General features: G+C 45.6%; 23 protein-coding genes and 1 other RNA gene. 9 read left to right on the forward strand and 15 right to left on the reverse strand.

Annotated features, from left to right (window positions below; genetic code table 11):
- The 3 genes from VX730_01215 to VX730_01225 are packed head-to-tail and all read left to right on the forward strand — an operon-like array spanning position 1 to position 869.
- Complete coding sequence (locus VX730_01215) at positions 1-150, forward strand: hypothetical protein (GenBank protein MEC9291000.1); 150 nt, start codon at positions 1-3, stop codon at positions 148-150.
- A 22-nt stretch (positions 151-172) separates the two neighbouring features.
- Positions 173-451, forward strand: coding sequence for a hypothetical protein (locus VX730_01220; protein ID MEC9291001.1), 279 nt, complete (start codon positions 173-175; stop codon positions 449-451).
- A complete protein-coding gene (locus VX730_01225; GenBank protein MEC9291002.1) occupies positions 432-869 on the forward strand; it encodes a GNAT family N-acetyltransferase in 438 nt (145 codons plus the stop codon). Before VX730_01220 ends, VX730_01225 begins: the two co-directional genes overlap by 20 nt.
- A gap of 37 nt (positions 870-906) precedes the next feature.
- Here VX730_01225 and VX730_01230 read toward each other — a convergent pair whose 3' ends face one another.
- On the reverse strand, positions 907-1497 hold the full coding sequence (locus tag VX730_01230) for a hypothetical protein (GenBank protein MEC9291003.1): 591 nt from the start codon (positions 1495-1497) through the stop codon (positions 907-909).
- Positions 1498-1651: 154 nt separating this feature from the next.
- Between VX730_01230 and VX730_01235 the strand changes: the two genes are divergently transcribed.
- Positions 1652-2344 carry a VIT family protein gene (locus tag VX730_01235; protein ID MEC9291004.1) on the forward strand — a complete coding sequence of 231 codons (693 nt, stop codon included), beginning with the start codon at positions 1652-1654 and terminating at the stop codon, positions 2342-2344.
- Positions 2345-2507: 163 nt separating this feature from the next.
- Here the strand turns inward: VX730_01235 and VX730_01240 are convergent, their stop codons facing one another.
- The 8 genes from VX730_01240 to VX730_01275 form a co-directional block, all read right to left on the reverse strand.
- Positions 2508-3050 carry a nucleoside 2-deoxyribosyltransferase domain-containing protein gene (locus VX730_01240; GenBank protein ID MEC9291005.1) on the reverse strand — a complete coding sequence of 181 codons (543 nt, stop codon included), beginning with the start codon at positions 3048-3050 and terminating at the stop codon, positions 2508-2510.
- A gap of 78 nt (positions 3051-3128) precedes the next feature.
- Positions 3129-4934: a translation elongation factor 4 gene (gene lepA, locus VX730_01245; protein ID MEC9291006.1), complete on the reverse strand. Its 1806-nt coding sequence runs from the start codon at positions 4932-4934 to the stop codon at positions 3129-3131.
- Positions 4934-7309 carry a phenylalanine--tRNA ligase subunit beta gene (gene pheT / locus VX730_01250; protein ID MEC9291007.1) on the reverse strand — a complete coding sequence of 792 codons (2376 nt, stop codon included), beginning with the start codon at positions 7307-7309 and terminating at the stop codon, positions 4934-4936. The genes lepA and pheT overlap by 1 nt, the downstream gene beginning before the upstream one ends.
- A gap of 5 nt (positions 7310-7314) precedes the next feature.
- Positions 7315-7854: a DUF3833 family protein gene (locus tag VX730_01255; protein ID MEC9291008.1), complete on the reverse strand. Its 540-nt coding sequence runs from the start codon at positions 7852-7854 to the stop codon at positions 7315-7317.
- Positions 7855-7857: 3 nt separating this feature from the next.
- Positions 7858-8904 (reverse strand): phenylalanine--tRNA ligase subunit alpha, encoded by a 1047-nt coding sequence (gene pheS, locus VX730_01260; protein MEC9291009.1) that lies wholly within the window; start codon positions 8902-8904, stop codon positions 7858-7860.
- A gap of 267 nt (positions 8905-9171) precedes the next feature.
- A complete protein-coding gene (gene rplT, locus VX730_01265; GenBank protein ID MEC9291010.1) occupies positions 9172-9525 on the reverse strand; it encodes a 50S ribosomal protein L20 in 354 nt (117 codons plus the stop codon).
- A gap of 41 nt (positions 9526-9566) precedes the next feature.
- The gene (locus VX730_01270) at positions 9567-9842 is read right to left on the reverse strand and encodes a 50S ribosomal protein L35 (protein MEC9291011.1); all 276 of its coding nucleotides are present in this window, start codon (positions 9840-9842) and stop codon (positions 9567-9569) included.
- Positions 9843-9972: 130 nt separating this feature from the next.
- Complete coding sequence (locus tag VX730_01275) at positions 9973-10740, reverse strand: sulfotransferase domain-containing protein (protein MEC9291012.1); 768 nt, start codon at positions 10738-10740, stop codon at positions 9973-9975.
- A gap of 141 nt (positions 10741-10881) precedes the next feature.
- Between VX730_01275 and VX730_01280 the strand changes: the two genes are divergently transcribed.
- The gene (locus VX730_01280) at positions 10882-13386 is read left to right on the forward strand and encodes an AMP-binding protein (GenBank protein MEC9291013.1); all 2505 of its coding nucleotides are present in this window, start codon (positions 10882-10884) and stop codon (positions 13384-13386) included.
- 51 nt (positions 13387-13437) lie between these two features.
- Here the strand turns inward: VX730_01280 and VX730_01285 are convergent, their stop codons facing one another.
- Both VX730_01285 and trxB read right to left on the reverse strand, forming a co-directional pair.
- Positions 13438-14961 (reverse strand): DUF2125 domain-containing protein, encoded by a 1524-nt coding sequence (locus VX730_01285; protein ID MEC9291014.1) that lies wholly within the window; start codon positions 14959-14961, stop codon positions 13438-13440.
- A gap of 126 nt (positions 14962-15087) precedes the next feature.
- Positions 15088-16059, reverse strand: a complete 972-nt coding sequence (trxB, locus tag VX730_01290; protein ID MEC9291015.1) for a thioredoxin-disulfide reductase — start codon at positions 16057-16059, stop codon at positions 15088-15090.
- A gap of 289 nt (positions 16060-16348) precedes the next feature.
- Between trxB and VX730_01295 the strand changes: the two genes are divergently transcribed.
- A complete protein-coding gene (locus tag VX730_01295) occupies positions 16349-16963 on the forward strand; it encodes a peroxiredoxin (protein ID MEC9291016.1) in 615 nt (204 codons plus the stop codon).
- A 57-nt stretch (positions 16964-17020) separates the two neighbouring features.
- Here the strand turns inward: VX730_01295 and VX730_01300 are convergent, their stop codons facing one another.
- Genes VX730_01300 through VX730_01310 form a run of 3 tightly spaced genes read right to left on the reverse strand, consistent with a single transcriptional unit; the run spans position 17021 to position 20042 of the window.
- Positions 17021-17443 carry an NUDIX hydrolase gene (locus VX730_01300; protein ID MEC9291017.1) on the reverse strand — a complete coding sequence of 141 codons (423 nt, stop codon included), beginning with the start codon at positions 17441-17443 and terminating at the stop codon, positions 17021-17023.
- Positions 17444-17480: 37 nt separating this feature from the next.
- The gene (locus tag VX730_01305; GenBank protein ID MEC9291018.1) at positions 17481-18533 is read right to left on the reverse strand and encodes an SAM-dependent chlorinase/fluorinase; all 1053 of its coding nucleotides are present in this window, start codon (positions 18531-18533) and stop codon (positions 17481-17483) included.
- Between the two features lie 54 nt (positions 18534-18587).
- Positions 18588-20042: an ATP-binding protein gene (locus VX730_01310; GenBank protein ID MEC9291019.1), complete on the reverse strand. Its 1455-nt coding sequence runs from the start codon at positions 20040-20042 to the stop codon at positions 18588-18590.
- 116 nt (positions 20043-20158) lie between these two features.
- On the opposite strand from VX730_01310, the gene VX730_01315 reads away from it, so the two are divergent.
- Entirely contained in the window at positions 20159-20536 is a 378-nt protein-coding gene (locus VX730_01315) for a hypothetical protein (protein MEC9291020.1), read from the forward strand.
- 10 nt (positions 20537-20546) lie between these two features.
- An RNA gene (gene ffs, locus VX730_01320) (signal recognition particle sRNA small type) lies at positions 20547-20639 on the forward strand.
- 295 nt (positions 20640-20934) lie between these two features.
- On the opposite strand, the gene VX730_01325 is transcribed toward ffs, so the two are convergent.
- Complete coding sequence (locus tag VX730_01325; protein ID MEC9291021.1) at positions 20935-21507, reverse strand: NUDIX domain-containing protein; 573 nt, start codon at positions 21505-21507, stop codon at positions 20935-20937.
- Between the two features lie 451 nt (positions 21508-21958).
- Here VX730_01325 and mdh point away from each other — a divergent pair, with 451 nt between their 5' ends.
- Entirely contained in the window at positions 21959-22918 is a 960-nt protein-coding gene (gene mdh, locus VX730_01330; protein MEC9291022.1) for a malate dehydrogenase, read from the forward strand.
- Positions 22919-22934 lie beyond the last annotated feature (16 nt).

Here is a 22934-nt window from a genome sequence, read left to right on the forward strand (position 1 = left end):
ATGTCTTCAGTTAAAACAAAAGTTTCTAAAGATAAAGGCCCTGGGCTTGATGAATTTGCAGCGCAGCGCAAGAGCATGAATGTATGGATTGCTCTTGTACTGGGTGTGATGGTTGTTCTTGTAGCAACAGCAGGCATTTGGCTCACTTAAGGTTTGAAACGGAGAAAAGATTATGGCAACAAAAGCAAAAAAAGAAGATAAGCTTCACTACGATAAAGAGGCCCTTCATAAAGATTACACAGAAGTGTACAACCTTTCTATGAAAGCAGTAGGTGCAATCATTCTTCTGGGTGTGGGTTACTTCTTTATTATGGTGACATTCCTTGGCGGCTCATGGCACACAAAGTACGAGCCATTTGTTGAGCAATTTGGTGACCGCGTTGAGATTGAGTATGAAGGTCTCAAGCTTCCAATTCATGGAGAAGGCGCAAGTGAACCAGCGCACCACTAACATTCAAACAGCCTCACTTAGTGAGGCTGTTCTCGTTCATAAGGCTATTCCTGAAATGAAGGACGTGAATCTTTCATTCTTTGAAGAGCGTTTAAAAGGTAAAAGCTATGTTTGTTTTGTTGCTTACATAGAGGGCGCGCCTGTAGGGTACGCTCTGCGCTATGATCGTTATGAGGATGGGTCTCTTTACTGCTGGATGGGTGGTGTGGTGCCTGAGGGGCGCCGTAAGGGTGTTATGAGCCATATTATGGATGAAACCATGTCTTATGCAAAAGAGAACGGCTATACGTCTCTCAAGCTTAAAACAACGCCGAGACATACCTCTATGTTGAAGTTTCTCCCTGCCGATGGCTGGACACTTATTCCTGAAGGGGAAAAGGGCTGTGATAAGCTTCTTTATGAAAAGCCTGTGATATAGCAAAACCTCCCCAAATAGGGGAGGTTTCTTTTTCGAATTATTCAGGAGTTTCGTCCTCGGTTGGACGCTCATCTGGATAAATATTGTAATACATCTCAAAGAAGGTATCTTTGAGTTGTTCCAGAACTTCATCATGAACAAGGTCACTGTTCGCTTTACTGAGCTCTTCAGTCAGGCGGTCTACTTCTTCCCAAAATTGGTAAGCCGTATTCAGCGTATCATTGAGCTCTGCGTCGAGAAATGAGAGGCGCCCTTCACGGTGAGTATGAGCATGGTTGCGCACATTGAAGATCAGGAAATCAACCTGATAGCCAATCACTTTGTCTTCTTCGTCTTTATCCATAATGGGGTAGAGGGCATTGCCATACACACCATAGGTTTGGACGTAAGTTTTAGGGTGATTGGGCAAACAACGACGAATATGATCATCCCAGCGTTCGATGTGCTGTTCAATGGTTTGACCACCAAATGTGTCATGTATTGGCCTTTGTTCAAGGTTGCCAAGCTTGGTGACACCAAACCAGACAAAGACAATAAGGCCCAGAAACAGAAGAATCGTCGCAAAAGGGACGCCTGCTAAAAATAGCAAGCCAGCCGCTGCTGCTAAGATAAAGAGGTAAGATTTCATAGGAATTCTTCCTTCAGGAAAACGGAGGAAAAGATTTTGTATGCATTTAATTTAGCAAGAGTTGTATAGATATGCAAATTCTCTTTTCGTTTTCCAGATTCTTCTTTAGGGAGAGGCGTGTTATAGTAGCGCCAAAATAAAAGAGGACGATGCTATGACACATATTGAACCACATCACTTAATTCACCGTACAGGCTGGCTTCGTGCTGCTGTTATGGGCGCGAATGATGGGATTGTGTCAGTGGCCAGTCTTCTTATGGGAGTTGCTGCAGCAGGCGCAGATAAGCCTGAAGTGCTTCTTGCTGGTGTAGCAGGTCTTATGGCGGGTGCGATGTCTATGGCAGCCGGAGAATATGTTTCAGTCAGTTCTCAATCAGATTTAGAAGATGCGGATATTAAGCGTGAACTGCATGAGCTTGAACATAACCCAGAAGCAGAGCTACGAGAGCTTGCCTTTATTTATGAAGGGTGGGGTATGAGTAAGGAAACAGCCCTTAAAGCAGCGCAGGAGCTGAGTGAGTCTAACGCACTGGAAGCGCACCTGCGTGACGAACTGGGTATTACAGAACATGGTGAAGCAAAGCCTATGCAAGCGGCTGTGACATCAGCCTTTACCTTTGCTGTTGGAGCAGGGGTGCCGCTTCTGGCAGTGCTTGTCTTTGCGCATAAGTATGCCCTATTTAGTGTCGGCGTTTCTACTATCTTTGCTTTGGTGGTGCTGGGTGCACTTGGTGCGAGAGCTGGTGGCGCACCAATGGCGCGTGCCATTGGTCGTGTTGTTGGCTGGGGTATTCTTGCCATGGCATTGACGGCAGGGATAGGTTACCTGTTTGGCGTCTCTCTTTAAGAAGGATCTATAGGCGGTTTTTTATATTCCTCCAGCCTGAAGTAGGTTTACTACTCTGCGGCTGATCACAATATAAAAACACATCCTAAATCTCTCTTCTTTGAGCTTGCTATGCTTAAAAGAAAAAGGCCGCAGTTGCGGCCTTTTTTAATCGGTTATTAAACTAGTGGAAGCGTGATGCTTTTTGCATTGCACCTTTAAGGGTGTCCTCTAGTGTGCTTGAGCGCGATAAGTTAAAAGAGGCCTTATGATGCGTGCCTCCAAAAATGGAATGGAACTCTTCCATATCTGTAACCATGCTCTCAAGGTAGCGGTTTTTGGGGGTGCCTTCAGGGTAACCAAAGGCCAGGCGGTCAGGGCGCAATGCTGAGATAAAGCCATGCTCTACATTGGTTGTAAAGGCTGGCATGGTTTCAAGTTCACGCGGAACCCAAACAACAACGCAGGCTGAGGCTGCAAGGGCAGTCCATTCCCATTTGACCTGAGTGTCATAGTCATTGGCCCAGCCACCGCCACGGGCTTCAGGAATGAAAACAGTGCCAGTAAATCCAAGCTCTTTTAGAATCTTTAGCGCTTCAGGGCGCCAAGAAGCCACGTTCTTTTCGTCACGAGGCGTAGGGCCTGCAAGAAAGATGCTGTTTGGTGTTGTCGGAACAGGACGTAGAGTTTCATCCATAATCGTTTCAGGGACGTACACAATTTGCATAGTTCTTCTCCTTGTAAACATTAAAAAAGATGCCGTATACGGTATGTGTACGGCATCTTACGTAGAATGGCAAGCTTGTTAGTCGTTCAGCTTAAGGGCTGCAAGGAAAGCTTCTTGTGGAATTTCCACGTTACCAATCGCTTTCATACGCTTTTTACCCTTCTTCTGCTTTTCAAGCAGTTTCTTCTTACGGGTAATATCACCACCGTAACATTTAGCTGTTACGTTTTTACGGAGTGCGCGCACGTTTTCACGGGCAATAATCTTACCGCCAATGGCAGCTTGAAGAGCAACTTCAAACATTTGCTGTGGGATGAGCTCTTTGAGCTTCACAAGCAGTTGGCGACCACGGAATTCAGCGTTGTCGCGGTGTACGATCATAGAGAGCGCATCTACGTTTTCACCGTTCACCATAATGGCTACTTTTACCAGTGGGCTCTCTTCAAAACTTTCAATCTCATAGTCAAATGAGGCGTAACCGCGAGAGATACTCTTGAGGCGGTCATAGAAGTCTAGAACCACTTCGTTAAGAGGCAGTTTGTAAACCAACATCACACGTGAACCGTGGTATGTCATAGACTCCTGAACACCGCGCTTTTCAATACATAAGTTAATCACACCACCGACAAACTCTTCAGGCATCAGCATTGTTGCCTTAATAATCGGCTCTTCAATGTGGGAGATAAAGTTTGGTTCAGGCAGGTCTGCTGGGTTTTCAACCTCAATCGTTTCACCGTTGTTTTGTACCACGCGGTACACAACGTTTGGCGCTGTTGTTACAAGATCGAGGTCAAACTCACGCTCAAGGCGCTCTTGAATAATCTCCATGTGCAGAAGGCCAAGGAAACCACAACGGAAACCATGTCCAAGGGCTGGAGAAGATTCACCTTGGTATGTGAATGAGGTATCATTAATACGTAGTTTACCAAAGGCTTCTTTCAACTTTTCATAGTCTGCGCCATCTGTTGGGTATAGACCACAGAAGACAAGAGGGTGAACTTCCTTAAAACCGTCAAGGGGCTTTTCAGTTGGATTGTAACTGTCAGTAATTGTGTCACCAATAGATACATCGGCAACCGATTTAATGGCAGCCGTGAGGACACCTACTTCACCCGCTTTCAGTTCTTCAACCACACTCAGTTGAGGTGTAAGTACACCCACGCGCTCAACCGTGTAGTTGCGGCCATTAGACATCAATTGAACCTTTTGGCCTTTCTTAATAGAGCCGTCTTCTAGGCGCACAAGTAGAACGACACCAAGGTAGTTATCATACCAAGCATCAACAAGGAGTGCTTTCAGTGAAGCATCAGGCTGACCGACAGGTGCAGGCACCTTCTCAACAATTTGTTCTAGGATATCTGTAATACCAATGCCTGACTTTGCTGAGGCTTCAACAGCTTCAGATGTATCAAGACCAACAATCTCTTCAATTTGCGTTTTAATGCGCTCAGGTTCAGCTGCTGGTAGATCAATCTTGTTCAGAACAGGGAAAATCTCAAGGTCGTTATCTAGGGCGAGGTAAACATTTGCAAGCGTTTGGGCTTCTACACCTTGAGAGGCATCAACAACAAGCAGTGCACCTTCACAAGCGGCAAGAGAGCGAGAGACTTCGTATGTGAAGTCTACGTGTCCTGGTGTATCAATTAGGTTTAGCTGGTATGTTTCACCGTCTTTGGCTTGGTAGTAGAGGCGGATAGCGTTAGCTTTAATGGTAATACCGCGTTCACGCTCAATGTCCATTGTATCAAGAAGCTGGTCTTGCATCTCACGAGCATCAACAGCGTTACATTCCTGAATCAGGCGATCGGCAAGCGTTGATTTCCCATGGTCAATGTGGGCAATAATACTAAAGTTACGAATGTTTTTTAGCGTTTTCTCAGTCATTACGCGCGGAGCTCTCCACCCAGTTTTGTTTCTACAGTTTTTACAGCTTTGTCACAGATTGTGTTGATCTCTTCATCTGTGAGTGTCTTCTCACCAGATTGTAGAACCACACGGAGTGCGACTGACTTTTTACCTTCTGGCAGTTTGTCACCTTCGTAGACATCAAAGATGCTGACTGACTTCACAAGCGTTTTATCTGCACCGTTAAAGGCACGGAGAAGCTGTTCTGCATCTACGCCTTTATCGAGTACAAAGGCGAAGTCACGGCTAGAAGCTTGGAAGCTAGAAGGGGCGTATGCGCCGCCTTTCATTGGTGTTTTTGCACATGCGGAAATGTTAATTTCAAATACGCAAACACGGCCTTTAATGCCAAAGCTCTTAAGGATGCTTGGGTGAATCTCACCAAATGTTGCGTAAGCATTTTTACCAAGACGCAGAGAGCCTGAACGGCCAGGGTGGTAGCTTGTACCCGCGTCACGTGAGATCTGCATGCGGTCTGCACGCACTTGCATGGCTTCAAGACAAGCAAGGGCATCTGCTTTCACATCAAAGATATCAGCAGGTGTGCTGGCGTTGTGCCAGTGTGCGTCATGTCCAGCGCCATACATAAGGCCGCAGGCCATCCATGTTTCACCAGATTTTTCATCGTAAGCTTTACCCACTTCAGCAAGCTTTACATGCTGCTCACCGCGGCTAATACCGGCTTTAAGTGCAGCCAGTAGGCCTGGTACAAGAGACGGGCGAAGCGTTGACATGGTTGCTTGGTCAATTGGGTTTTCAAGTTCAACCAATGTATCAGGAGAGCTTGTGAAGGCTCGAGCATGCTCACGGCTAATGAAGCTGTATGTCAGGGCTTCTGTGTAGCCAAGCGTTGCCAGCTTGCGGCGCATGTGGCGCTCGTAGCTGAGCATTGGCGCAGAGGCTTTTGTTTTCTCTTCTGGAAGTTCAGGCAGAACCGTTGGGATCTGGTCGTAGCCTTTCACACGTAGAACTTCTTCAATCAGGTCTGCGTCTGTGTCCATCATTGTGCGGAATGTTGGCGGAGTCACTTCGAGCACTGAGCCACCAGTTGCTTTCACCGTGAAGCCAAGCTTCGTTAGGATAGATTCACACTCAGATGTTTTTACCGCAAGACCTGCAAATGTTTCCATGCGCGAAGTATCAAATGTTACCTTACGTGATTCAGCAGGCGCCTCACCAGCAACGGCTTGGCCTTTAATACCACCACCACAGATATCAGTAATAAGCCCCGCTGCAACAGCACCAAAGTTGACTGAACCATGGGCGTCTACACCACGCTCAAAGCGGTGGCGTGCTTCACTCAGAATCATCAGGCGTTGGCCAGTGCTTGCAATGATGTCTTTATCAAAGTGCGCGGCTTCTAGCAGAATATCTGTCGTGTTTTCATCAACAGCTGTTGTTTCACCACCCATGATGCCACCAAGGCCAACAAGCGTATCACCATTATAGATACCAATATCTGTGCTTTTCAGTGTGTATGTTTTTTCATCAAGGGCTTCAAAGCTATCGCCTTCTGTTGCCATACGAGCCGTAAGCGTAAGGCCGTTCATTTTAGAAATATCGTAAGCGTGCAGAGGTTGTCCGTATGTAAGTGCAATATAGTTTGTTACATCTACAATCGCATCAATCGGGCGCTGACCTGCTGCTTTCAGGCGCTGTTGCATCCAGTCTGGGCTAGATGTGTTTTTGAGGCCTTCAATTTTCACTGTTGAGAAGAGGGCGCAGTTTTCAGTGTCTGTGTTGACTGAAACATCACCAGCCTTGGCCATGCCTTCTGCTGTTGGAAGGGCTTTCAGTGTGCCTGTGCCAAGGGCTGCGAGGTCACGAGCCAAACCAAGAACGCTGAGTGCGTCACCACGGTTTGGTGTAATGGCCACTTCAATGGTTGTATCGTCATAGCCCATGGCGCTTGCAAAATCGCTACCTGGTTTTGCATCGCACTCAAGTTCCATAATACCGTCATGGTCTTCACCAAGCTCAAGCTCACGTGCTGAGCAGATCATACCGTTAGATTCAACGCCACGGATTTTAGTTGGTTTAATCTTAAAATCACCAGGAAGAACAGCGCCGTCTAGAGCTACCGCAACAGTAAGGCCTGCGCGTACGTTTGGTGCACCACATACAATTTGGCGTGGAGAGTCTTCACCGACCTCAACTTTGCAAATGCCAAGCTTATCAGCATCTGGGTGCTGTGTGCGCTCAAGTACATGACCAATCACAACCTTTTTCAGGCTTTCTGCATGGTCTTCTACTTCTTCAACTTCATGCCCAAGCTGTGTGAGGTCGGAGCAAAGCTGTTCTACAGATACATCTGTATCTAAGAGTTCTTTAAGCCATGAGTAAGTGAATTTCATTGCGTTTATCCCTCAATTCTTTTTCTAAATAAAATGTTGAGCTCGCCAACTTTAATGCCGAACTTTTTAAATACGTTTTTGTTCATAACCGTGTCTTCGTCAATCATCCACATGCGGTCATCCATCTTAAGGGCGATGATACGCTCTCCAACTGGTGCGTTAAATGTGTAATGAAATGAAATGGTATCTCCCATCTCTACAGCTTTTACGCCGTCTGGTACTTCAGGAGCAAAAGCTTCGTATGTGCCATCTGCTTTCTTTGTGACTTCCCAGTATCGCTCCATTGTGCGGCCATCTGAATAACTAAATGTTTCATCAAGGCGTAGGTGAGTGTCACCATTTTCGCGGTTTGTAATCTTGCCATCCATAAGGATATGGAACTTATCCGTCACGCGGCCACGCCAGTCGTACATGACACCCCATCCATCAACTTTACCTTCAAAGTATGAAAGAAAGTCCATTTCGGGCTGTGGGTCTGCGCTCGGCTGTACGCCTGAGCAACCAGACGTTATAAGACCAAACATAAGGGCAAGTTTTTTAAGCATGAATTATTTTCTCACCTTAGCGGCGTCCATACCGAAGTGCTGTGTAAATGGAATGTTACCTTCAAACATTGTGCGAAGATCGTTCACACCGTACTTCAGCATTGTGAGGCGGTCTACACCTACACCAAAGGCAAAACCTTGGTACTCTTCAGGGTCTACACCAGCATTTTTAAGCACGTTACGGTGCACCATGCCGCAGCCAAGAATTTCAAGCCAGCGTGTTTTCTCTGTGCCGTCTGCAGCTGTGTATGTCCATTCAATATCAATTTCAGCACCAGGCTCGACAAATGGGAAGTAAGCTGGGCGCATGCGCATCTTAATGTCACGCTCAAAGAACTCAGTGAGGAAGCGGTGCAGCACACCTTTCATGTTTGCAAAAGTAATGTTTTTATCTACACACAGAGCTTCCATTTGGTGGAACTGAGGTGTGTGTGTCATGTCGCTATCGCAGCGATACACACGACCCACAGACATCACGCGTAGTGGTGCGCCATGCTCCATCATAGAGTGAATTTGTGCGTTAGATGTTTGTGTGCGCAGAACCATACGCTCACCGTTTTCATCTTTTTTCTTTAGGTAAAACGTATCATGATCCTGACGGGCAGGGTGGTTTTCTGGAATATTAAGCGCAGTGAAGTTAAAGAAGTCTGTTTCCATCTCTGGGCCTTGAACTGTTGTAAAGCCAATGCGCTCCATCACTGTTTCAAGTTCTTCCATCACGTATGAAATAGGGTGAATTTTACCAGTCGTTGTTGGTGTTGCTGGTAGTGTGATATCCAATGTTTCGCTCTTTAGCTTTTCTTCAAGAGCGATGGCATCAAGTTTTTCTTTACGCGCAGCAAGGGCTTTTGTAACAGTGTCACGTACAGCGTTGACTTCACCACCAAAGCTTTTACGTTCTTCTGGCGGAAGTGTACCAAGGGTTTTAAGAAGCCCTGTAATTTCACCGTTTTTACCAAGCAGTTTGACACGCAGACCCTCGAGGTCAGCTGGTGTGCTAAGGGCATTAATGCTCTCTAAGCTTTGTTCTTTAAGTGCGCTGAGATTCACTGTGTTCATGATCCTATACTTTTTTAAAGCTGTTTCTAGTTTTCTATATGGTGCTGCAAATTGGTTTTATCTGCGCTTCCCGTGCTCATGTATCATGAAGTACACTGCGCTCTGGTTCTCGCTAAAACTCAATTTTCGCGAGCCATCTAGTAAACCATTTGAACAGCTTCACATCCTATATGAAAATGAGGTGAAACGCACCCAATTTCCTATGTTTTTTATACAAAAAAGGCCGACATTTCTGCCGGCCTTTTGAATCGCTTACGCTTATAGCGCCGACTTAGCTTTTTCAACAAGAGTTGTAAAGGCTTTCTCGTCGTTCATAGCAACCCATGCAAGAACCTTACGGTCCATTTCAATGTTTGCTTTCTTAAGGCCGTTCATGAAGCGGCTGTAGCTCATGCCGTTTAGGCGAGCAGCAGCGTTAATACGAACGATCCATAGGCGACGGAAGTCACGCTTCTTGGCGCGGCGGTCACGGTATGCGTACTGCAAACCTTTCTCAACGCGCTCAATAGCAACGCGGAAACAGCTCTTTGAACGTCCGCGGTAGCCTTTAGCCATTTTCAAAATTTTCTTGTGACGTTGGCGTCTTACAATACCAGTCTTAACACGTGTCATAATATGTGTCCTTTCCTAAAAATTACTTGCTAGCACAAAATTTATTTGGCCGTAGCGTTTGCTGCAGCTTCGCGGCGCATTGCACGCTTAAGAGCCTTAGTACGCTTACGTTTTGCGTTACGGTATGGAAGTAGCTTATCAACTACTGCAAAGTTGTTATCGTCAACGATAGCAGTACCTTGAAGCTTGTGAGCATCCTGACCTTTTTTACTTAGGAAGTGACCGTGGCCTTTAATACCACGACGGATTTTACCGCGCGCTGTTGATTTCCAAAAACGACGAACGGCAGATTTTTTAGTCTTGAGTTTGTAACCCATATTACTGTCCCTTTCTCGTCTCTCTGCTGGCGGTTTTAGACCATCTAAAACACTTTTACAGGGGCCATACAGAAGAGGTTTGGATGCTTTATAAGAGAGATGAATACAAAATGCAAGTGTTTTGTAAGACTTAAGACGATGTTTTTAGGTCTAAGGGTGCGTCTGGATAGTGAGAAGCAAATTGATTGAGGCGGTCAAGTTGTGCTTTTGAGAGCTTTTTGCCATGCCCTTCCTTATCTGAATTTACAACGATTTTAACCGCTTTTTGAATATCTTCATCTTTATATGAGATGTTGTAGTAATCAAGGACTTGGGCAAGGGCTTTTTCTGGGGATGCGGTTACATCTTCATAGGTAAGCCAGAGTGCATCTTTTCTATGCTCATGCCATTGCCCTAAAAACTGCGTGCACCAGCTGCCTGCAAAGTCAACGATAAAATCGAGCTGTTTGTCTTCGTGCCAGCTCTTAAACTCTTCAGGAGCATGAATAGAAGGCTGGTTGAGAGAATCTTTCAGAAGGAGGTCCTTGTGAGAGATGATCACATCAGGAAGATTGCGTGTCAGGATCACAGGCTTAATATTGAATTTTTCCATCAGATCTAAGTTTTTAGGAGAAGGTCTTGTATGTTGGTGAGACACTGTATTCATGCCGTAGCCGTCTGTCAGCCTTGGTAGGTAGAGGTCTTGCTCTTGATGCGGATTGTATGTGTAAGAGTGCGGAATAAAGCCTGTTGCTTCTTCAATCAAGCGTACTAAATAGGTTGAAGCTGACTTCGGCATCGCTGCAATAAAAATAGAATGCCCAGAGCGGCGTGTCACTCTACGGAATTTACTATGAACAAGAGTCACTCTTGTACTGGTTTTATGTGCGGCGCGCACGAGTCTTTTATATAATTTCATGGCAGCGACTTTAACGGAAAATGAAAAAAAATGAAATGTTATTAAGCGTTTGACAGGGTTCTTTGTATACGATAAATTTGCACGGATTTGTAAATCTGTCTCTCTTTTTCCTATCTCTCACTTCTAGAGGAGAACCCCTCCATGTTTAACAAACTGCTCATATTGGCAGGACTTGTGCTGACTGGTGTTGGTATTAATACCCTGTTTGGGGATGTTGCCAGCAACTGGTTTGTTGCAATTGTCGCTGTTGCTGCTGCGTTCAAGCTATTGCCTGGGCGTATCACTTTTGGCGCATTGTCTGTCATCTTTGTGAAGCCGGTTATGCTGGTTTTCTTGGGTGGTATGGCATTCTATAACTTGGCCGCAGATGTTGGCTGGGTTGCAAATACATATGCTTATGGGTCTGTGTGGCTTTGGGGCATTTTGTTTGCAGCTTATAGTTTCCTTGCGTTTGCGCCTCATTCTTGGATCCGTGCCGTTGTGAAGCCGCCGATTGTGGCTTTTCAAAAAATGGCTTTCGGGTTTGAGTATGAAGGCATTGAGCACTATAAGGCTGCTGGCCCGCGCCGTTTGCTTTGCCCAACGCACCCTTCATTCCTTGACCCGTTTTTCATTATTGCAGCCGTGCCTGATAAAATCAGTTTTGCCATGCATGCCGCAACAGCGGAGATGCCACACTTCAAGTTCATCACGCGCCTTGGCGCACCGTTTGCTGATATCTATAAAGTAGACATGATGAATGCGATGGCGCTGAAAGGTATGGTGGCTGATGTAAAAGCTGGCCGGACCATTTGTATCTTCCCTGAGGGCCGTATTGCCTTTACGGGCAGCCTGATGAAGGTTCAAAATGGTTCCACCATGATTGTGAACAACGCGGATGCTGTGATTATCCCGATTCATGTGGATGGTCTGCAGTTCTCGTTTGCAAACCGTATGTCTGGCAAGTTGCGTCGTCGTGCTTTCCCGAAGGTTCGCGTGTCCTTTACGGACCCCGTTGAACTGGAAAAGAAAACCGGTCGTGCAGCCCGTGAAGACATTCAACTGTATGACGCAATGCGTAGCACCATGTTTGAAACTTTTGGCTGGAAAGGTCAGACGCTTCTTGGTGAACTGTTCCGCAGTGCGCAGCTTCATGGTTATGACCATCCTGTGCTGGAAAACATTGACCCGGTGACGGAAGAGCGTATCACCCTGGACTTTAAAACAGTTTTGATTGGTACGCGTGTATTGGAGAAAAAGCTGAAAGGCATTGTAAATGCTGGTGAAGTGACGGGGCTGATGCTTCCGAACGCTGCCGGTAGTGCTGTTGCTTTTTTTGCAATGCACCGTATGGGTGCTGTTCCTGCGATGTTGAACTTTACAATGGGGCCGGCAACGGTTGTGTCGTGCTGTGATACAGCGGGTGTTCAAACGGTTCTGACTTCGCGCACGTTCATTGAGTTGGCGGCAGAAAAGAAGAACACGCTTCCGGGTGAGATCGTGAAGACGCTGGAGGAATCCGGTCGTAAAATCGTCTATCTGGATGACATCCGTGAAACGGTGACGACGGTTGATAAACTGTCTGCTGCGCTGACCTATGAAAACTGGGACAGCCGGATTCGTAAGTCGACAGACCCTGCTGTGGTTCTGTTTACCTCTGGGTCTGAAGGTGTGCCGAAAGGCGTTGTGCTGAGCCATGAAAACCTGCTGTCCAACCGGGCACAGATGAAAACCATGATCGGCTTTACCCATCAGGACACCGTGCTGAACGCTATGCCGCTATTCCACTCATTTGGTCTGCTTGCAGGTATGATCCTTCCTGTGATGGAGGGTGTCAAAACCTTCATGTATCCGAACCCACTGGACTACAAGGTGATCCCGATGATTGCGTATGATATTAACGCAACCATCATGTTTGGTACCGACGCCTTCTTGCAAGGCTATGCTAAACAAGCTCACTCGGCGGACTTTGGTTCGGTACGGATGATCTTCGCAGGTGCTGAAAAGGTGAAAGACGAAACTCGTCGCACTTATGGTGAAAAATTCCCTATGTGTGGTGTTTTCGAGGGTTATGGTGCAACGGAATGTTCACCGGTGATTGCGGTGAATACGCCTATGTACAATAAAAATGGCTCTGTTGGCCGGCTGGTTGCTGGTCTTGAGGCTCGTTTTGATCCTGTTCCAGGTATTGAAGATGGTGGCCGTCTCTTTGTAAGGGGCCCTAACGTGATGTTGGGTTATTTCCGTGATACCAACCCTGGTGTTCTGGAGCCTTTTGAAGATGGTTGGCATGACACTGGTGATATTGTTGCATGTGACGAGCAGGGCTTCTTGACCATCAAGGGGCGTGCCAAGCGTTTTGCAAAGGTTGCTGGTGAAATGGTTGCTCTGCCTGTGGTGGATGATCTGGCTGCGCGTGCGTGGCCTGACTTCAACCATGCAAGTGTGGCTGTTGATCATGAAAGCAAAGGTCAGCAAATTTTGCTGGTGACCGAAAATCCGGATGCCGATAAAAAGACTTTGCAGGAAATGGCTAAGGCTGAAGATCTTAGCCCTTTGAATGTTCCTGCTAAGTTTTTGGTGGTGGAAGAAATTCCGCTGCTGGGTTCTGGTAAGGTTGACTTTGGTGCCTTGAACGATCTGGTTGCCGAAAAGTACGGTAAATAAACGAAATGAGAAAGCCCCCAACTGGGGGCTTTCTTTTATGTGCTTTCAAGCTTATGGAAGGTTTGTCTCCTTCAAGGTTTCATCAATCTCCATGAGCATTTTTTGAAGGTCTTGTTCAGTTACTTCAAAGTCTGCTTCTGATTGTGGCGGAAGGTCCACTTCTACTTCAGTAACAACTTCTTCTACTTGAGGCGCTTCTTCCATTGTTGTTTCCATTATGTCCATGGCTTCCTGTGCAGCAGCTTCAACTTCTTCTACTGTTTCAACATTAGAAATGATTTCATCCATTTTCATGCCTTCAAAGGTGGCGCCACCTTCCATGGGGTTAATTTCAATAGACAGGTGTTCCATAGGCATGTCGTCCATACCTTCATGTGCGTGATCGTGCATATCTGGAATAGGAAGATCCATTGGAGAATTCACGTTTGGTTCTCTCATGCCGAGGGTGCCACCTTCTGGGTATGTTACGTTATCCAGTAGCGTGTTGATTGGTGGAATTGGGAGAACTGGCGCACCGTTGAAAACAACCATGCCATCTTTAAAGGCAAGAGAGAGTTCAAGGTTTTCACCATCACCCATCATTGTTGCCATGCCAGCCATTTGCTTGCTTGGGTGGTCTGCTGGAAGCATTTCAATAAATTTTTGAATGCCTGAAACCTTCACGTCAAAGCCGCCATCAAGGAGAGCTTCTGGCGTTACTGTTACGCCACCACCAAGGTTAAACTGTAGCGCATCAGATTCTACACGAAGCTTGTTAAGTGTTAGATTAGAGCCGTTATCAACCATCTTTTGTACCATGTCTTTTGCCACAGCAATGAGTTGATTAAATTCTTCTTCTGTTACGTTTTCACCTGACTTCAGTTGAAGTTTACGAGACAAGTTTTGCAGTTCTTTGGCAACAGGGAAGTTTGTGAATGAAGCATCTACTTCGTAAAGAGCAATTGGAACACTGATAACAGCTACACGAACTTCCATATCATCCATGCGTGCGTATGCTTTACCACTTACAAGGCCATTCGTTTCTGTAATGTCACGACGTGAAAGAACTTTAGCAATTGTTGCTGTCATTGGCATAGCTTCGGCGCCAGCTTTAAAGTTCATATTTTTGATCACAGTTTCACCAGAGTTCATGTTGTCAATCTTGTGTTTGCTCACAAGGCTGTCCCAACCCATAGAGAATGTGATTGGCATTGGCTCTTCGCCAAGTTCTTCCATGAAGTTTTCAGGAAAATCAACCGTGATAAGGGCGTTATCAGATGTGATGGCAACTTCATTTGGGCTAAACAGAGACGCTGAGGCAACCACAGGTGTATTCATGATTGCTGTGAAAACCATGCCTGTTTCAGGGTCTTTAAACTCTGAGCGAATGTTGCTGTAAGTCAATTTTGCAGCAAGTGGGAAACCTGATGTTTCAACGTCATAAGTGACGTTGAGTTCTGGCATTTGAACCAGTTGCTCTTTAAGAGCTTTATCAAGTTTATCTTTGTTGCTTGTTACGTATGAGTCCCACATGAAATAGCTTCCGCCAGCGGCAGCAGCCACAAGAAGAATGAGGGCAAGTAAAATCTTTTTCATCGGTTAGATCCTGAATATATTCTTATTATTGAACGTCGTTCTGTGTATTTATCATACGGAGATTTGCTTTGAACTCAAGAAAAAAGCGACGCATTTAGCGCCGCTTTCAAAGGGTTATGTGACGATTTAGCCCGCCTTAAGCATGTGCTCAGCTTCCTTGTTCTCAAGGTAGCGACCAGCATCAAGAGCGGCCATGCAACCAAGGCCAGCAGCTGTGACAGCTTGACGGTATGTGTCATCACATACATCACCTGACGCGTAAACACCTTTAAGGTTTGTTTCAACTTTACCAGCTGGAACAGTAAGGTAGCCGTACTCATCCATGTCTAGTTTGCCAACAAATAGGTCTGTGTTTGGCTTGTGGCCAATGGCAATAAAGATACCTTGAATGGCAACATCTGTTGTGTCGCCAGTCTTCACGTTTTTCACACGCACTGCTTCAACACCGCCCATTGGGCCATCGCTGCCAAGGATTTCTTCAGTTGTGCTATCCCAAAGGATGTTAATTTTTTCGTGTGCTTTTACGCGCTCACGTAGAATCTTTTCACCACGGAAATCATCACGACGGTGAATCATTGTCACGCTCTTACAGAAGCCAGCAAGGTAAAGCGCTTCTTCCATTGCTGTGTTACCACCACCAACAACGGCAACGTCTTGGTTACGGAAGAATGAGCCATCACATGTCGCGCAGGCACTTACACCTTTACCCATGAACTTTTGCTCACTTTCAAGGCCAAGCCATTTTGCGCTGGCGCCTGTTGAGATGATAAGGGCGTCTGTTGTGTAAGTTGTACCGCTGTCACCAATCAGTGTTTGAATGCCGCCATCAGTCAGTTTCACTTCAGTGATGTAATCTGTAATCATTTGAGTGCCACAGTGTTCAGCTTGTTTGTGCATTTGTTCCATGAGCCATGGGCCTTGAATCACATCTGCAAAACCAGGGTAGTTTTCTACCTCAGTTGTAATGGTCAGCTGACCACCTGGCTGCATGCCGTGAATAAGGGCTGGGTTGTGGCCGGCGCGCGCTGCGTAAATTGCTGCTGTACATCCAGCAGGGCCACTACCAAGAATAATCATTTTGTGATGTTGTGTGCTCATGGGCTTTATTTTCCTTCTCGCTTCTCTATATATTTTAGCACTGCCCTCTCACCGGCGTAAAAACGCGGTTTTACTTGGTGCTCGTGCGTGGCTGGAACAACAGTGTTCCAGCATAACTGTTGGATAAGAATCCAAACAGCTCTATCGAATATTTTCTCAATCTATCGCCAAAAAAAATCTTTGTCAAAGAAATGGTACTACAAAAATCCTATTTTAATGCTTGACGCCTAAAAAGAGTTCAGTCACATTAGCGTTACGAAACTAAATTTGCAATAAAAGGGTGTCAAAAATGAGCTTTATGATTGGCCATAAATTCCCATCTGTACGCGTTGGCGCGGTGAACCCAGATGGTAACATCGATAATGATTTTTCTGTAACTGAATACGGTAAGGGCGGCTACACGGTTGTTTTCTTTTACCCACTAGACTTCACATTTGTGTGCCCAACTGAAATTGTTGCGTTCCACAAAGCTGTTAAGCAATTTGAAGAGCGTGGCTGTAAAGTTGTTGCTGCAAGTGTAGATAGCACATTCTCACACGCTGCATGGCGCCGTACACCACTCAACGATGGTGGTATTGGTGAAGTTGACTTCCCAATGGTAAGTGACATTGAGCGTAAACTATCAAGCGAGCTTGGTATTCTTGCTCCTGGTGGCGTAACGTACCGTGCATCTTACCTACTTGATAAAGATGGTGTTGTGCGTCACATGGTGATCAACGATCTTCCACTTGGTCGTAGCGTAAACGAAATGCTTCGTATGGTTGATGCGCTTGCATTCCACGAGCAGCACGGTGAAGTTTGCCCAGCAAACTGGAAGAACGGTGAAGAAGCGATTACTGCTGACCGTGAAAGCACTGGTGCTTACCTTGCGAAAAACGAAAGCTCGCCAACGGCAGCTGCATAAGTTTGATGCATTAAAAATCCCCGCTAGATGCGGGGATTTTTTTGTAGGGACTCAAGCTTATTTACGTGATTCAAACGCCTTTTTGATCGCTTGCGTAAATGTTGGGTAGATGAATGTGTGTTCTGCAATTTCATCTTCACCAATCCAAGTCATATCTTCATGCTCTTCACTTAGAACGGGGGCAATATCACCGCTCAGTGTTGCTGTGTAAAAGACAGCGTATTTAGAAACAGCTTCACTGCTCCATACACCTGCATGGCAGATACCGTCTGGCTGAATATCTAGGCCAGTTTCTTCTTTCACTTCACGCAGGAGACCGCCTTTAGGCTGGTCATGTGCTTCCATGCGTCCACCTGGGAATGCCCACTTACCGCCACTCTCTGAGTAACGCTTAGGGATTTGAAGAGCCAGTACTTTGTTCTCATCGTTAAAGATCAGTGCGTACTGGCGAACATTAAACATGTGATACGCTTTAGCCATTTTTTACTTCTTTCTTTGTCAGTTTCTTACTTTAATTTTATTGGATGCGCTCAATGAGCATCTCTGCGCCATGCAGTGGAGAAACATCAAGGCTTTGGCCTGCGTTCCCCATGTTAATGGCAAGTTCTACAAAACGCTCATCCCAGTTTACAGCAAAGGTGCTACCGAGATAGAGAAGAGGTTCGCCAGCTTTCATGTCTGCGAAGACATTTTTAGCAGGGAACGTCATTTGGCGTTTTAAAAATGGAATCTGGAATTTTGCCGTATTGGGCTTGCTGATGCGGTACCTTGCGCCTTCAGCAACAATGCGGTCAAAGCTCTTCTGGTCAATAGAGAAGCTGGTTTTGATGTTACCAGCCGTGTTGTCTCTAAAGACTTGGAATCTTGCAACTTGGCCAACCTTAGAAGGCAAGCGAGAAATGTTTTGTGCGTAAGCAGGTTCTAGAATTGTATCTGGCTCATCCAGTGCAAGGCTTTCTGGGTGAACACCACCTGCAATGAGGCCTGCGACAACGGCAAACAGGTCACGACCATGGAAGGTGTGCGGCAGAATATATGTTGGGCTGCCTGTACGTGTGCGCTCTAAATGTTCAATAAATGGAATATCAATTTTGTAAATGGTGTAGCCAATGCCGCGAGACTCAAAGTAGCGTGCCATTAGACCGAGTGATCCGTTGTTTGGGCCAATGAACACATTGTGCTCATCTGTTACAAGAATGGTTCTGTCTTTCCCGAATCCAACGCCCGGGTCAGTCACGTGAATGAAAATGTTAGGGCGCGTGTTGCTGCCTAGAGCGCGGTAACATGTGTAGTTTGCATAAGCTGCAAAATCAATATTACCAAATGGCACGTTGTGAATAGATGTTGGAACAAATGGGCGCTCTCTGTAGATGTAGTCTTCAATCCAATCTGCAGGTTTAAGACGTCTATCAATGTTGGTGAGTTTGCCTTTAGCTAGCTCTTGTGTTGTATAGAGAAAAACGTTTTGAAAGCGCAGTTCGATTTGAGCGTTTGCCACACCACAGTTAAAGTCTGTGATCAGCATCATATTCTTATAGAAAGGTACCTTTGCTTCTTTAAGAGCTGGCATATTCTTTTATAACCCCTTGTTTCATCCCTTTAAAATATAGGGGTGTCATAAAGGTTATGCAAGGGGCAGGTGGATAGTAAAGCATGTTCCGTAGTTATGCTCGGTACGTAATGTGATATTTCCGCCCATTTCTTCAAGAATACGCTTAGTTGTTGGTAGACCGAGACCTGTACCACCTGACTTAGTTGTGTAAAATGGTTCAAACAGGCGCTCTACAATATCGCCCGGAATTGGATCACCTTCGTTATGGACATCAATACAGAAGTCTTTATCTGTTTGGTGTAGCGTAATTGTAATCATGCTTTCTGGTGGTGCTGCATCAAAGGCATTTTTGGTAATGTTTAGGATGGCTTGCATGGTTTTATTGCGATCGATAGCAACTCTTTGGTGGCTCTCTTTACCAATAATATTCACAAATACATCTTTGTTTGAACCGAAAGATTCAATGGATGGTATGGCTTGATCTATAATTTCTTGTGCTTCAACGTGTTCAATCGTGTTTGGGCGGTTCGCTGTGAAGGAAAGAATCCCTGTGAGCATGTTTTCTAGGCGAAGGATTTCCTTTTTAACAAGCCGAGCGCGCTTTTGATCGTTTGGTAAAGAGGCCAGTTTTTCAAGTTTTTCTACACCAATTTTAATGGAGGCAAGAGGGTTTCTGAGTTCGTGTGCAATGCTGGAGGCAAACTCACCTACAGCAGCAAGTCTTTCATGTTGAACCAGCTGTTTTTGTGCGGCTTGTAAATCAGTTGTACGTTCGTCTACAAGCTCTTCAAGATAATCTGCATGCTTGGCGAGTTTTTCATCACGCCTATTAATGAAAGAGAACAGCGTGTTAATCTGATCTGAAAGAGATTGCATTTCTGATGAGCCAGAGGCTGGGATTTTGGTCTTAAAGTCATCTTTTTGAATGGCTTCAGCAAGTGTTCTTGTAAGCCTCTGAACGGGCTGAATGAAAGCTTTTAAACAAATGAGGACGAGAACAATTCCAATAAAAAAAATGACAGATGGTAAAGTCATGTAGCCCCAGTTTTTTACACCTTCATAGAGAGGGGAAGATTCAAAAGAGAGGCGCTCATAAGCAATAAAGTGGATATCTAGAGGTGCGTAGTATGTAATAAGGGCGTAACCGCCTTGCTCACCTATTAATTTAAAAGGCTCAATGCTGCTGTTTTTATGAAGCAGGTGTTCTTGAATGTTGGCATACTTTAGGGTGCGGCTTTTTTCAGGGTAAGTTGCCAGAACGCGCTTTGCTTTTGTATCAATAAGCATGAGTCCGCTTGTCGGCGAAAGAGAGAGAAGGGAGAGCTCATTTGATAGAGCTCTATTGATGTACTCTTTTTTGTCTTTATAGGCAGACCCTGTTGGACGCTCTTCTGTTTTCCAACGTGCAGAAAGGAGGCTTCGACCGTATTGCAGGGCACTTGAAAGCGTTTTGTTTGTGTCAAGCTGGTACTGGTGCTCAGCTTGTTTATAAAAAGTCGCAACACTGACACTGTAAAAAAGACCCATTAATAGGGCAATGGGTAGAAATACACTGATAAAAAGTGGGATTTTACCTCGAAATAAATTTTTTGGTGCCAAGGTCTTGCCTTTTTATGGTTATTTTTTGCACAATAAGCCTACATATGGAGCAAGAATCTAACAAGGCGAAAATTTATAAGGGTCTCATTTGTTTAGAGGCTGATTCTCGTGTGGGGCCGAAGTTTTGGTACCAAACACCCAATGTCTCGTTTACACCATTTCCAATTTCAGCTTTGCAAGGTTTAGGCATGGGCGTGTTGCATGGGTCTGGCAGAAAGGTTGTGACAGCGCAGTTATCAGACCACCGTATTGTAGTGAACCTTGCTAGGAGTGATTGTCTGTCTCTGCAAGTGAAAGGGCTGTGGCACAGTGAGTTTCCAGCTCTGCCATTTAGCGTAAATAAAACCGTTTATACAGAGCGTCCACAAGGCTTTGAATATGACAGTGCACTAACGCTTTCCAAACTGGGACTTTTGGTGTAAGGTGCAGCTCACCAAGGACGGACGCAGCGCACTGTAAACCCCGCCAGGCCCGAAAGGGAGCAACGGTAGCAAAAGCGGGTGGGTCGTCCTTGGCCTTTTTCTTTAGGGTGCTTTTTGCACTTTGCCTCACTTAAGCACGTTTTGTGCTCTGCGTTCGTTAAAGGCACAAAAACCTCTCCTAAAATTTTTTAAATTAAGCCTGTGCGAGTGGGAGCAAGTGCGACCCAAAAGGCTCAGGCCTTTTGTTGCTGGTCCGCAAGGTAATGCTACGCTCGAGCGAGAGCGAGGCGGGCAAGCTAAATATAAGTAAAGCAGGTTGTGGCAGTTAGGGCTTTCGTGTGCAAGGCACTGTCTCTAAGCACAAAAAAAAGCCCCCTTTCGGAGGCTTTGGGGATCGTTTAAAAATACCCAAGGGTACGCGCTTTTTTGAGGATGCGCAGATCTTCACGAAAAGCGAGCTTGTCATCTTTGGCATATTGCACAACTTCAGAGAAAGTGAGCCACTCAAGTGGATCCATTTCATCAGAAGGGGCGGCCATTGCGGCTTCTTCATCACTGAGCACATATACAAAAACACAGATAATATTATGGGTTTCTGCGTGGTGTTTGGTTTTGACATGGTGATGAATCTTGGGTGCTTTCTTTTCTTCTAGAAGCATGAGGGCGTCAGGGTCAATGGCAATGTGACACTCTTCAAGAATTTCACGTGCAGCGCCTTCGGCAAAGCTTTCGGCAACTTCAGGCTCGATATAACCACCCATGAGAGAGTAAAGCCCGTGGCGTTCAAGAAAGGGAGCGCGTTTGCCCATGAGAACTTTACCGTCATGAATCAGTACATTAATGGTGGCTGCGTTAAATCCGCCCCATTGGTTCATGTGCTGAATGCTATGTCCAGTGAGAAGAGAAGAGATAAAGCAGGCCAGTTTGTAGCGTTTGCTATTGGGGTTAAGGGGTCTTTGAGACCACGACATGGCGTATCCTTTGAAAACGGGAAGGAAAGGTAGTTGATAGGCTTAGTTTACTGGTTTTAGGCGTGAGATACAGTAAAAATCTTGAAATATCCTACAAAATCCCTATAACCAATAAGTATATTAACTCTATTTGTTCCGTTTTTATGGAGAATTGAATGGATAGCAGCATTCTTGCTTTTGTTGCTTTTCTTGCTCTGTTGGCTATATTCTGGCTTATTCTTTGGGAAGTTGCAGGTCGAATTTTTAGGTTTTGGCCGTTTCGTTTGGTTCTGGCTTTGTGTCTGATCCCTGTATTCCCTTGGGTTTGCCTTGTGTATCTTTTCATGTCAAAGAACAAGAAATAATCGATGAATAAAGAGGGCGTAAAAAGCGCCCTCTTTTCTTTGCAATTGTTCCTTTAAGGGCGTATCCTATGTGCGTCTTTAAAGAATAAAAAGGGAAGGGAACCTTCATGGCACGTAAAAAAATTGCTCTTATTGGTGCAGGTAATATTGGTGGTACGCTAGCGCATCTTGCTGGCCTTAAAAATCTTGGTGATGTTGTAATGTTTGATATCGCAGAAGGTCTACCACAAGGTAAAGCACTTGATCTTGCACAAAGCAGCAGTGTGGATGGTTTTGCTTCATCTATGTCAGGGACAAACTCATACGAAGATATTAAAGATGCAGACGTTTGCATCGTGACGGCAGGTGTGGCGCGTAAGCCAGGCATGAGCCGTGATGACCTAATTGAAATTAACACAAACGTGATGAAGAGCGTGGGTGAAGGCATTAAAACATACGCACCAAACGCATTTGTGATCGTAATTACAAACCCACTTGACGCAATGGTGTGGGTGATGCGTGAAGCAACTGGCTTTGACCACAGTAAAGTTGTGGGTATGGCGGGTGTGCTTGATAGCTCTCGTTTCTCTTACTTCCTATCTGAAGAACTTGGCGTATCAATTGAAGATGTGCGCACATTTGTACTTGGTGGCCACGGTGACACGATGGTGCCACTGACTCGCTACAGCACAGTTGCAGGTATTCCAGTAACAGACCTTGTCGCTAAAGGTTGGATGACACAGGCGAAGCTAGATGAGATTGTTCAGCGTACACGTGATGGCGGTGCTGAAATTGTTGGTCTTCTCAAAACTGGTAGTGCGTTTTACGCGCCAGCTGCAAGTGCGATTGCAATGGCTGAAAGCTACCTACTAGATAAAAAACGTATCCTTCCATGTGCAGCACACCTAACAGGTGAGTACGGCGTGAAAGATCTTTACGTGGGTGTACCAGCAGTGATTGGTGCCGGTGGTATTGAGAAGGTTGTTGAAATTGACCTAACAGACGAAGAGCAAGCGATGTTTGATCATTCTGTAAGCGCTGTGAAGGGGCTTGTAGATAGTATCGACCTGAACAAGTCTGCGGCATAAAAATTTAAATTTTAAT

The organism is Pseudomonadota bacterium (assembly GCA_036141575.1).
Lineage (GTDB): Bacteria > Pseudomonadota > Alphaproteobacteria > UBA2136 > JAPKEQ01 > JAPKEQ01.